8 protein-coding genes and 1 pseudogene are annotated in these 12,684 nt (G+C 36.5%); 2 read left to right on the top strand and 7 right to left on the bottom strand.

Going from position 1 to position 12,684, the window contains the following annotated elements; all coding sequences use genetic code 11:
• Window positions 1–75: 75 nt before the first annotated feature.
• The 7 genes and pseudogenes from J0M08_01520 to J0M08_01490 all read right to left on the bottom strand — a co-directional run bounded on the left by J0M08_01520 (window position 76) and on the right by J0M08_01490 (window position 6,103).
• On the bottom strand, window positions 76–1,803 hold the full coding sequence (locus J0M08_01520) for a S41 family peptidase (protein MBN8701719.1): 1,728 nt from the start codon (window positions 1,801–1,803) through the stop codon (window positions 76–78).
• A 37-nt stretch (window positions 1,804–1,840) separates the two neighbouring features.
• Window positions 1,841–2,065 carry a membrane protein insertion efficiency factor YidD gene (gene yidD, locus J0M08_01515; protein ID MBN8701718.1) on the bottom strand — a complete coding sequence of 75 codons (225 nt, stop codon included), beginning with the start codon at window positions 2,063–2,065 and terminating at the stop codon, window positions 1,841–1,843.
• Window positions 2,058–2,450, bottom strand: a complete 393-nt coding sequence (rnpA, locus tag J0M08_01510) for a ribonuclease P protein component (GenBank protein MBN8701717.1) — start codon at window positions 2,448–2,450, stop codon at window positions 2,058–2,060. Before rnpA ends, yidD begins: the two co-directional genes overlap by 8 nt.
• 378 nt (window positions 2,451–2,828) lie before the next feature.
• Window positions 2,829–3,569, bottom strand: a pseudogene (locus tag J0M08_01505) (uroporphyrinogen-III synthase).
• Between the two features lie 94 nt (window positions 3,570–3,663).
• Window positions 3,664–4,569, bottom strand: coding sequence for a DUF4271 domain-containing protein (locus J0M08_01500; protein ID MBN8701716.1), 906 nt, complete (start codon window positions 4,567–4,569; stop codon window positions 3,664–3,666).
• Between the two features lie 28 nt (window positions 4,570–4,597).
• Window positions 4,598–5,533, bottom strand: coding sequence for a hypothetical protein (locus J0M08_01495; GenBank protein ID MBN8701715.1), 936 nt, complete (start codon window positions 5,531–5,533; stop codon window positions 4,598–4,600).
• A gap of 21 nt (window positions 5,534–5,554) precedes the next feature.
• A complete protein-coding gene (locus J0M08_01490) occupies window positions 5,555–6,103 on the bottom strand; it encodes a YceI family protein (GenBank protein MBN8701714.1) in 549 nt (182 codons plus the stop codon).
• A 251-nt stretch (window positions 6,104–6,354) separates the two neighbouring features.
• Between J0M08_01490 and J0M08_01485 the strand changes: the two genes are divergently transcribed.
• Together J0M08_01485 and J0M08_01480 are read left to right on the top strand one after the other, a co-directional pair.
• A complete protein-coding gene (locus tag J0M08_01485; GenBank protein MBN8701713.1) occupies window positions 6,355–9,213 on the top strand; it encodes a PKD domain-containing protein in 2,859 nt (952 codons plus the stop codon).
• A 79-nt stretch (window positions 9,214–9,292) separates the two neighbouring features.
• Window positions 9,293–12,676, top strand: a complete 3,384-nt coding sequence (locus J0M08_01480) for a gliding motility-associated C-terminal domain-containing protein (GenBank protein MBN8701712.1) — start codon at window positions 9,293–9,295, stop codon at window positions 12,674–12,676.
• The last annotated feature ends 8 nt before the right edge of the window (window positions 12,677–12,684 follow it).

The following is a 12,684-nucleotide window of genomic DNA, read 5'->3' as shown; positions in this document are numbered from 1 at the left end:
TAAGTGTAATAGTGAAACTTCCTTTTGTTTTCGGGGGTATTAAACAACGCGCTAATCAAAGTACTAAAATTGATTTTATTTGTCTTTTGGAGTTTTGTTTAAAACCTGCTGATTGAAAGGTTTGTCTGCTTTTTCTATTGTTGTTAGAATACCAGAGTATTTAGCCTTGTCGTTTAGTAATGCAATAGCTTCTTTAGCTTCTACATCATACTTAAGGCTAGATTCAAGTCGTCCGGTTTGGTAATAGTAGCGTGATGCAATTTCAGACTCAAGTAGCTCTTTAATTTCCTGTTTATACGTTTTTAAATCCTCCTTTTTGTTGCTTGCAATTTTATTTTTCAACGCCTCGTATTCTAATTTAATACTTTCATAGTATTTTTCTTTCTCAGCATCTTCCTTAAACTCTTTTAGTGCTGATTCGCTTAAGGTGGTGTATTCGTAATCTTTTCCTTCTAATGATTTTACAAATAATTCGTATTCGCTATCAGAGAGTGTAAACTCTTTTGGACTTTTAATAGTCGGATTTTTAATTCGATATTGGGTAGCAAAATCAAATATTAGTCCCTTAGAACTGAGGGTAGCCGAAATGTTGCTGTATTTCTTGTCATCCATCGATATGTCCGGCTTTACTCCACCACCATCATAAACAATACGATTATTTTTTGTTTTGAATGCCGTAATAAGCGAATCGGCAATTTTGTCAACTCCGCCATCTTCGTTACGATGCGCGTAATCAAGTGCTTGAATACATCTTCCACTAGGAATGTAATATTTGGCAACAGTAACTTTTAATTGCGCGTTGTAGCTTAACGGACGAGTTTGCTGAACTAGGCCTTTGCCGTAAGTGCGTTGACCAATGATTACGCCCCTGTCTAAATCTTGTATAGCTCCGGAAACTATCTCCGCTGCAGATGCCGAGCCTCTATCAACTAATACTGCAATCGGAATTTCTGTGTCAATAGGGTTGTTTGTAGCTTTATGAGATTTGTCCCATTCTTTTATTTTCCCTTTCGTGTTTACAATATCAGTTCCTTTTTCTACAAAAAGATTTACAATATCAACGGCTTCTTTTAGCAAACCTCCCGGGTTTCCTCTCAGGTCGAGTATTAAATACTTGAAATTCGGATTTTTTTTAAGTTCCAAAAAAGCGCTTTTTACTTCGCCTGCCGCATTTTCTGTAAATCCGGTAAGCTTTATCAATCCGCTATTTTCATTTATCATTCCGTAATATGAAACATTTTTTACTTTAATATCTTCGCGAACAATTGTTTTCTCAATCGTTGCGGCTTCGCCTTCTCGTTTAATTAATAGCTTAGCCGATGTTCCCGGCTGACCTTTTAGGAGCTTACTAATTTCATCTGTTTTTTTTCCTTTTACAGAAACGCCATTTACTTCCAAAATAATGTCGCCAGCTCTTAAATCAGCTTTTTGTGCTGGGTAGCCCTCGTATGGTTCTGAAACAACTACATATTCGTCTTTTTGCCGAATTAGCGAACCAATTCCACCGTATTGCCCGGTAGTCATGTATCGGTAGTCTTCAATATCTGATTCGGGTATGTAATTAGTATAAGGATCGAGCGACTCTAACATAGAATCAATTCCTTTTTTCATCAAATCTCCTGGCTTCGTCTCATCTACATAATACACATTTAATTCTCTATAAAGGGTGGCAAAAATGTCTAGGTTTTTAGACACTTCGAAGTAATCATCAACAAAGGCAAAGGAGCTTATTACAGAGGCTCCGATTAAAAGCCCGATGAAGAAATGTTTTGTTTTTTTTACGAAAGAAAAAATGTTTTTCATATAAAAATGTATAAAATAGCTACTAGAAAAAACTAAATCAAGGTACCGGGTCGTATCCGCTTTTTTTGTTCCATGGGTTACAGGACAAAATGCGTTTAAACGTTAAGTATCCGCCCTTAAAAGGACCGTGTTTTTTTATTGCCTGAATACCGTAGTGCGAACAACTTGGTGTGTACTTGCACGATGGCATTAGCAATGGCGAAATAAACACCTGATACCCTTTAATTAAATATACAAAAATAGAGCCAATTAACCTATTCATTACTTTGTATTAAACGGTTGATTAATTTAATTGTTGCGTTCTCAATTACCTCAGACGATGATTTTTCGGCAGCAATATATGTAAATAGCAGTAAGTTGGTTTGGTTGGGGCTATTTAGATTAGTATTTGCCAATAGCAAGTGCTTATTTTTTCGAATCGATTCTTTTAATTGGCGCTTAATCCTATTTCTGTCAACAGCCCTCTTAAACAGTCTTTTTGGGGCTGTTGCTGCAAATAAAAAAGGTTGTTGTGATGGATGGTTGTCCGATTTTAAATAGCTGAGCTTAATTGGAAAAACAGTAAATCCTTTTCCTTTTTTAAAAAGTAAATCAAAGTCAGCTTTGCTGCAAATACGCAATGCTTTAGGATAGTTGGCTAAAACCATAAAGCACAAATGTGCATTAAAAAATTATCTTTTTGATTTCTTTTTTAACGCTTTTTTAGGTTTTGGGCTTTTTTGAATTTTTTTGGTTTTGCTTGAAGTCTTTTTTGCTACAGGCTTAGTTGCTTTTTTTGCGGGTTTACTTATTTTCTTTACAGCCTTTTTGGGTTTTGCAGCTTTTTTGATTGGCTTACTTATCTTTTTTGCTGCTGGTTTGCTTACTTTTTTTATTATAGTCTTTTTTGCAACCGCTTTTGCAGCTTTTGTTTTTTTTGTAGCGGTTTTTTCTACAACCACCACAGCTTTTTTCGTTTCTTCTTTTTTGGGTTTTTCGATAACTACAGGCTTCAGTTCGGGTTTGGTAAGTAAAATTTGTGGAGCCTTATCAGGATTTTTTATGAAAAGTTCAATTGCCATAGGCATAGACGGAGCTTCTAGAGTAGGGGCAGACAGGTTTAGCTTTAGTCCGGCATCAATTACCGCCTTGGCTGTATTTACGCCAAAAGCTGCAATTTTAGTTTGGTTTTGTTTGAATTTTGGAAAATTATCAAACAACGAGCGGATGCCATTCGGGCTAAAGAATACCAGCATGTCGTAATTAACTTTTGCAAGTTTTGATAAGTTGCTAGATACTGTACGAAACAAAACTGCTTCGGAAAAATTAATATTAAGGCTTTTAAGCAGTTCCGGAACGTCTTCGTTGTGGGTATCTGAGCAAGGGAACAAAAATTTGTCCTCTTTGTGTTTTTTTAATACATCAGCAATATCGCTAAGCGCTTTTACGCCATGAAATATTTTACGTTTACGATACACCACGTACTTTTGTAAGTAATAAGCAATAGCTTCCGAAGGGCAAAAATATTTCATTGTTTCAGGAACATTTATGCGTAGCTCACTGCATACTCTAAAAAAATGATCAATCGCATTACGACTTGTCATTATAATGGCATGATGCTCTAAGATATTTACACGTTCTTTTCTAAACTCTTTTCCAACTACGCTTTCAACGTGTGTAAAGGGAATAAAGTCGATTTTTATTTTATACTTAGAAGCCAGGTCAAAATAGGGAGATCTTTCTGTTTCGGGTTTAGGTTGCGCTACTAGAATGCTACTTATTTTCACGTGAATAGATTTTTTTTAAGTTGTTAATGCCCCACTTTAACTTAATAATAGCTTTTTATAGGTTCTCAATTTGGTTTTCTGCCAAAACAAAAAATTAACTTATTAAAAGCTTTATTAATACGACCAATGGTAAAATTTCAAGGGTGCAAAGATACAAAAACAAATAGAATTTTCCAACTCTAAGTTGCGAAAATCCCGACTCAAACATTCGGAAAAGCTTGTATGCGTTGAATAACAATAATAAAAAGAAGGATGTAACAAATAATTTATCCGAAGAAACAAAAGGGGTAAATTGAATAATGGCAATGATCGGAAATATAAAAAAGGTCAATATCGAGTTGTAAAGCACTACACTTGAAATATGATGATTGGTTTGTGCTGTTGCGCTAAAGGTGTTTCCTATTAATGAAATAACAGCAATCTTAATTGCGTAGAAAATAAAAACAAAAGTAAAAATACGAAAGTAGTTGTGCGGTGTTAATCCAATGTAAGAGTCAAAAAAATGAAAGTTGGTGTTTACTTGTAAGCAAAACAAACTCATCAAGGTTAAAAACAATACGGAAAGAACAATAGTTAACCGATTGGCTATTGGATTGTCTTTTCGTGTTGCACCTTCTGTGTTTCTGTTAGACAAAAAAGATTCCAATAAGCCAGTTAAGCGTTTGCGATAATTTTTCCGTACCAAAATAAATAGGGCATAACAAAGTATGAGAATCCATCCCAACCATGTGATGTTATTAAAATAGTGTATGCTGGGCTTGGTGCTTTTGGGCTGGAGTTCGTGGTTTTTAAAAAGGTTGAATGAGGCTAACGAGTCTGGTTTAGTTGGCTCGGCTACCTTAATTACGCTTTTTGTTTGTAAAGAATCATCTGCCTTTGTTTGTGGCTCGGAATGATTTTTTTTAGAAGTTTTTTTTTCTTCTTTTAATTTCTCTTTTTTTTTGCTCTTCCTCTCCTGCCTTTTTTCTTTTTTCTTTTTTGTATTTAATGAGTCAAGCATGAATATGGCAAACAGAAATTAAGAATAATTAAAAATTAAATACTCTAGAAATGTTGAATCCTAACTTGTATCCCCCTTTTGTCCAAGTATCGTTTGTAAAGGGAATAAAATTGTTTTCTACAATGCCTGTTGCATTTGTAAAATCGACATGAAATACGTGCCCTCCGGTTTCTACTTCAAATCCTACTGCCAAAGGGTTGTAGAAAGGGGTGGTTGGGTTTTTAGTTCTGTAATCAGAAACTACATAGAAGTAGTCGGCTAATAAACAAAAGCGTTTTGTTATTTTAATACGTCCTCCAAATCCAACGGATAGTATCCCATTTTCATCTTCTTTTCCGTTATCAGGATTAATATAGCGTTTTACAAAATTGCGATGAACATATGTTGGTAAAATTTCTATTGAGATTCTGTCGGAAAGTTTGCTGGCAATAATCAGCTGGCTTGTATATGAAATTCGGTGTATTGCTTTGTTTTCAATTACCCCCACTGTTCCTGCGTAAAAGTCGGTAGATCGTTGTGGATTATAGCCAGCCATTAAAAAAAGTGCAGCCGAAATGGGCATCTTTTTTTTCTTTTGTTCTAAAAACCTAAATTTTATAGAACCGTCTATTAATTCGTTCATTTTGCTGCGAGCAATTCCAACGGCAAGTTTGTCGGTTATTCCATAGTCAAAAGAGAAGCGGATGTCATTGGAGTTGTCTAATCCCCAAAGTGTATGTACTCCACCGTTGCTTTTTTCACCCATATTCCCAAACCGATGTGTTATTCTAAAATCTAGCGTGTTTTTTTTTACCGATTCAGTTGTTTGTGCGTTTATGATTTTGGTAGTTTTAAAGGTAGCGCTTACTTTCTCGTTTAATGCTTCGCTTTTGGCATCCGGTTCTACAAGGCTAAGTAAGTCTTCTTGACAAAAAACATTGGTTGTAATAAAGATAAAAACAAGTAGGGTGTTTATTTTTTGCATAATCTAAAAAGAGCTAATTAATTATTTTTTAAAAGGTTCAAGTGTTGAGTTGATTTTTACTTCTACATCTTCGGCAATGTTTTTTACATACAAGCTGGGCACTTTCACATTGTGGTCGGCTATGTGTACATTAAATTTAGAAACAACGGTAATTTCTCCGCCTTTAATGGTAAGAGTTCCATCAATAGTTCTTTCTTTTGTTACTCCATGTATTTCAAGATTCCCTTTTACGGTTACTTTGTGTTCTCCATCTTTTGTATAGTCTATGGTTTCGGAAATTTTTCCTTTGAAAATGGCATACGGAAACTTGTCTGTTTCCATGTAGTTTTCATTAAAATGTTCCTCCATTAAAGGTTTCTCAAACTTAAAACTGACAATAGGAATTCGCACTTGAAAATCTCCGGTAGCAGTATTCATAATAGGCACAGCCACTTTATTTTTAGCTTCTATGTTTTCTAGCGGTGAGGAGGAAAAGAAACTTATTTCGCACGATTTAGATTTGTAAATCTGAGATTTTGCTACAATTGTAGTAACAAAAAGTATATAAAGGATAAGTGTTGTTTTTTTCATATTGTATGGATTGCAAATATCATGCAATTTAACATTTATTATAAATAAATTTTTATGTGAGTTAAAATTAACAGCGCCAGGTTTTTCTTATTTATTTACAATTTTCTAACGCTAACTGTTAAATAGGAAAGCTAATTTTGAAACACCGGTTACTTCTTGCCATGTGTGCTGTAATAATAAAGTACAGAGAGTACTTGATTTTTATTTTTTTTTAAGGTAACTTACTAATGCTTAACCCTATTACCCAATTTATGAAACCCCATTTTCAATCTTTTGTGTTCAGCAAAAGTAGATGCACAAATTTTATCCATTCTTTATTTGCACTTTTCTATTTTGGGTTGTTTTCTCCATCTTACTTTGCACAACAAATATTAATTCATAATGGAACAGAGAGTGATTGCGACTTTACGCTCTATGATACAGGTGGAGTAAGCGCTGCAGGATATTCAGCCAATCAAGATTTTACTCTTACAATCTGTCCAGATAATCCTGGGTCGGCAATAAACATTACATGGTTTACCTTTAATTTAGGCTCCGGAGATTTTATGGAATTGTATGATGGCAACTCCATGTCTGCTCCAAGTCTTGGTTCGTATTCCGGAAGCCAGCTAAACAATAAAGTTTCATACGCTTCAATTAATAATCCTTCCGGCTGTTTAACATTGCATTTTGTTTCCGATGCCACAAATCATGGTGTGTTTAATGGAGCAGTTAAATGTGAAATTCCATGTGCATATCCTAATGCAGGCGTTGTTTTACCTACCACACCTACAATCCAAATTTGTAAAGATCAAGTTGTGGCTTTTGATGGGAGCGCATCTACAGCCATGCCAACATTTACTATTTCAAAATATATTTGGGATTTTGGGAATGGTGATATCGATACAACTCTTATTCCTACCACGAATCATACATTTACAAGTAGCGGACGCTATATTGTTAGTTTAGATGTATTAGATAACAATGGATGTAAAAATAAGAATGCTGCATTTACAGAAGTGTTGGTAGCTATGGAGCCAACCTATACTATTACAACTCCGCCCGCTGTTTGCCCTTATGAATCTTATTGCTTGGATGTTGCTGCCGAATTACCTCCATTCCCAAAACCAAAGAACGATGTTTTTGCCGATGGAATTCACATTCCCGATAATGTGGGTCAGTGTTTTGAAGCTACCCAATATTTCAGTGTTTTCCCTGTGGGGGCATTGCTTACAAACATTTCTCAGCTAAATAATATTTATGCAAACATGTCGCATACGTTTATTGGCGATTTAATCATTACTATTATCAGCCCTTCTGGACAATCTGTAATCCTACATCAGCAAGGTGGTGGTGGCGCCAATTTAGGAGGCGATTATTATTGGGATCCTAACTCAACTAATGGCACGTGGGCTACTAATTATAGTGGACCTGGAACATACGAGAGTGTGCAGCCACTATCTGGACTTGTAGGCAGCGAGCTAAACGGAACTTGGACACTTCGCATTTGCGATATGTGGGCACAAGACCAAGGAGATGTTTGGGCTTGGGGGATGAATTTTGATACCAGTTTGTATGTAAATTTACCTGCACTCTCTGCAACGGTAACTGGAACAAGCTTTACAGGTCCGGGAGCTTTTTCTCTTTCTTCGAATGGAGATACATTGTGCACGGTACAAGCGCTTTCGGGCAATTATACCTATACCTATTCCGTAACAAATAATTTTGGGTGCACGAACGATACTTCTTTTTCGGCTAACGTAAAGCCTGCGCCAATTGCAGCATTTAATGCAACATCGGTTTGCGAAGGAATTGCTACCACATTCGCTGATTTATCTACACCGGCCAATCCATTGCCCAATAAGGTAGCCGAGTGGTATTGGGATTTTACAACCAATGGCACTGTAGATAATGCCACCGCTTCTCCAACCTTTGTTTTTCCTGCATCCGGTAATTATATCGCTAGTTTGATAGTTGTTTCGGAAAACGGCTGTAAAGATACCGCTGCTGTGCCTGTTGATGTTTGGGGGTATCCAATAGCAAATTTTACTGCAACAGATGCTTGTTTTGGAAGCTCAACAATTTTTACGGACGTTACCGATATTCTTACCAACGCCAATGTAGGCGGCACACCCAACTACACTTGGAATTTTGACGATGGGTCTGTTGTTTCAACGAATGCAAATCCAACGCATCAATATTCGCTCGGTGGCAATGCGAATGCAATTTATGATGTAAGCTTGATTGCAACATCTGTGCATGGTTGTGCGGATACTATTACTAAGCCGGTAAATGTTTTTGCAAATCCTGTTCCGGCATTTACGTTAGATAAGCCAGCGGGCTGTCCGCTTCATTGCGTTACATTTACAGATGCAACACCTTCCGGTATAAATCCTTCTCAAAATGCTATATGGGATTGGTATTTTGGAGACGGTTCAAAAATATCTTCAACTACAAATTCTACTCAATTGCATTGCTACGATAATAGTAGCACCACCCAAGTTGCTTTGTTTGATGTTAAGCTAGTTGTTACTACCAATAAAGGCTGTAAAGACTCTGTGGTTGATGTTAGCGCTATTTCAGTGTACCCAAACCCCATAGCAGATTATACTCCAGATCCACCATATACAACTGTAGTTACTCCTCTTATTTACTACATCAACAACTCAGTTGATTATACCAAGTGGTGGTGGGATTTTGGCGATTTTTCATCCATAGATTCTGTAAATACTAATATTTCTCATTACTACGATAGTTACAATCCGGCAACGTATCAAACACAACTTATTGTTGAAAACTCTTATGGTTGTAGAGATACAGCCACTAAGCCCGTAGAAATAAAACCGGGCTTTATCTTTTTTGCACCTAACGCATTTACTCCGGGTAATGGAGACGATGTAAATAACACCTTTAGGGGACAAGGTGTTGGGGTAGATGAGTTTGAAATGTGGATATTTAATAGATGGGGAAAATCAATTTACTATACTACTGATATTACAAAAGGGTGGGATGGAAGAGTTGGGGGAGATACAAGAATTGCGCAGCAAGATGTGTATGTGTGGAAGGTGCGAATAAAAGACACCCAAAGTAAAATACATAATTTGCTTGGGCATGTTACTTTAATTCGTTAACAATAATGGTGGGTTCTAAAAGTATATAAATTCTATATTTTTCAGTATATTGCGATATTCAAAAGACTCCTTTACACCTATGTTTGGTAGATTATTGCCAATAATTAGTTTGTTGTTTTTTTCTCAATTTGCTTATTCATTCGAAAAAGCTCCTTGGGTAGATACTACTTTTGGCGAAACCTATTTTGTAGAAAATAAAGGGCAGTTTAAATCTGAAAATGGCAAAACAATTCTTTTTGCTGCGCATCAGGGACTTTTCAATGTATACTTCAATTCCGATTTTACCCTTACCTATGAAGTAGTAAAAATTGCGTCAAAGCACGGAGAACAAGAGCCGGACGATAATCCTAAAAAAGAAGAACGCGATGTTTTGTTGAATCAAGCCTTTGTAAATGCCCAATGGGTGGGAGGTAGCTCATCAGCTGCCATAGAAACCTCAACAGCATTGCCATTCAAGCACCATTATGTATTGGAGGCAGAGGGTAAGACAAAAAAGGCGACCACCTTATTTTGTAATGCATTTAAAAAAATTGTATTCAAAAACATGTATCCCCAGGTAGATATTGAATATACTACAGATACACGAGGAGGAATAAAATATAATCTGATTTTAAATCCTGGAGCCGATTTAAATGCCATTAAACTGTCTTATAAAAACACATCGGGCATAGAAAAGGACCAAATTGGAAACCTCATTATTCATACCCGTTCCGGAGATATTATAGATCATGCTCCATCTGCATCGTCTGCAAAAAAAAGGAATATTGTATGTGATTTTATTTTGCAACCTGACGCAGTACAATTTGAATTAAGAGGAATTGCACAGATAACAGAACAAATTATTATCGACCCTTGGACTACTACTATTACGAATAGCGATTTGTCTGGCGCTAAAGCATATGATATTGGAGTTGATACTGCCGGAAATGTTTATGTATATGGTGGTGGAATAAATAATTTAAAATTGATCAAATACAATAGTTTTGGGTCAAAGCAATGGACTTATTCTCCCGGTCAAATTAAGACAACGTATTATGGTGATTTACTTACCATGCCTAATGGAGAGTGTTATTTATCAGAAGGTTTTTCATTAGCCAATAGTGTTGTTCCTCCTGTAAGAGGGGCTTATTTGGAGAATGTTACTTCCGGTGGTTCATACTATATTTATTACACCACCGATAATTTTATGGAAGAGGCGTGGAGGTTAACCAACAATTGCAAATCGAACGAAATACTAGTTGTTGGAGGTGGAACAGGTAAGGAGTACAATCCTTTTGGTCCTGGAGGTAGCGGTCCCCCTGTAAATATTGGGTTGGTTAAGCCTGCATTTTGGGGAATTGACAAGCAAACCATTTTATATAGCGGAAATACAAATTGTTGTAATGATGCGGTGGGTGTTACGTTGGATGATAATGGTGATGCATATCTTTTATTTGCACAACCGATGAATATTTCAAATGGAAACGATTTAATGAAAGTGCGACCTAATGTATTTCAATACAACATTCAGTGGACAGTACCAAGTGGATATAGTATTGTTGAAACAATGTCAAATAATATTTATCCAACTGTTAATACCGGTTTCAGTACTGCTAGTATGGGGATGGGAATGAATTGCATTACAAACTACGGCAATTATGTTTTTACGTACGATGGGCTAACAGTTAAAAGGTGGGATAAATCAAACGGGAACTCTTCTGCATTTGTGAATGTACCCAATGGTCAATTCTATACTGTTGGCGGTTTAGCGGTTGATGCCTGCGGAAATGTATTTGTAGGGTCAAAGAATGGTGTATATCAATACGACCTTAATTTGAACCAAGTAGGTTTGCAAACAACAACAGGTAACGTGTTTGATGTGATAGTAGGTAGAAATGGAAAAGTATATGCTTGCGGAAATGGATTTGTTTCGGAAACGGCTTTTACAACTACTTGTACTATTTCGGCTCCATTGAGTGCAAGCATCAGTGCTACATCTGTATGTGGCAGTATTAAAGGAACTGCAACTGTTTCAAATATAACCGGAGGCGCCCCGGGTGGTTATACTTATGTTTGGAGCAATAGCAAAACTACAGCTACCATAACAGGATTGAATGCCGGTGTATATAACGTAACAATTAGAGATGGTTCTTGTCCACCGTATACATTGATTAAGACGGTTACTGTTACTACTGCACCTGCGCCTACATTTTCTGTTGATATTGCTAATGTGCTTTGTAAAGGAGCAAGTACCGGTTCGGCTACACCGGTTATTTCTTCCGGTACACCACCTTATCAGTATACATGGCTTAATTCTACTAGTACTGTCGTTTCAACAAGTCCGTCTGCGGCTAATTTAGCAGCGGGTACCTATTCTTGTATTATATCCGATGCTAATGGATGCCCTACTGTTCAAACGTTTGTAATCACACAACCGGCTTCCGCTTTTTTACTTAACACAGTTACTACAACTAGTTTGTCTTGCAGTACTGATACTGTCGGACAGCTTTCCGTTGCAGCTATTGGAGGAGTTCCTGGATATACCTTTGATTTAGCTCCTTCTGGAACAGTAAATTCTACAGGCTCATTTACAAACTTACTTGCAGGTACATATACCGTTCAAGCCACAGATGCTATTGGTTGTAGTATAGATACTGTAGTTGTAATTTCTGCGCCACCGCCTTTGTTGTTACAAGCAGATTCTATTACAAACGAATCTTGTCTTGGTATGATGGATGGCGCTATTGATTTTTCTGCTATTGGAGGCACTCCGTCCTATTCATATACCTTGCAGCCTGGTGCACAAATAAATACAACTGGAGATTTTGTAAATCTGGCTGTAAACACGTACACTGTAATAAGTAAAGATCAAAAGGGTTGCATGTATTCCACAACGGTTCAAATTACAAGCAATTCAAACGGATTTGTTGTAGCAAATGCCGATAAAGACAGTATTATGTTCAATGGCTCTAAATCGATTAATATTTACCAAAATGATACAGGATCTGTTTCTAGCATAACTATCCTAGTGCCTCCAATCAATGGTCAGGTGCAGTCGTTGGCTAATGGAATAGTTTTGTACAAACCTAGTAATGGATTTAGTGGGAATGATTCATTAAAATATGTAATTTGCGACCCATTTTGTATGACTAGATGTGATACAACATGGGTTTATTTTAAAGTATTACCGGAATTTGTTCTTTCTATACCTAACGGATTTAGCCCTGATGGCGATGGTGTAAACGATGTGTTTGTGATAAAGAATCTGGAGCGATTTCCGGAAAATAGTTTGGAGATTTATAATCGATGGGGTGGTTTGGTTTATACCTCTAGCCCGTATTTGAATAATTGGGATGGAGTGTGTAATACAGATGCTCCAAAGATAGGAGGCAGTAAGGTTGTTTCCGGAACATATTTTTATATTTTGAATGTAACTGTAAATAAAAAAGAAACGTACAAAGGATATATTGAATTAAGAAGATAAAAGTGAAT

It is taken from the genome of Bacteroidota bacterium, from assembly GCA_017303975.1.
GTDB lineage: Bacteria > Bacteroidota > Bacteroidia > JAFLBG01 > JAFLBG01 > JAFLBG01.
The sequence above is the reverse complement of the archived record's forward strand: the minus strand, read 5'-3'. Positions and strand labels throughout refer to the sequence as shown.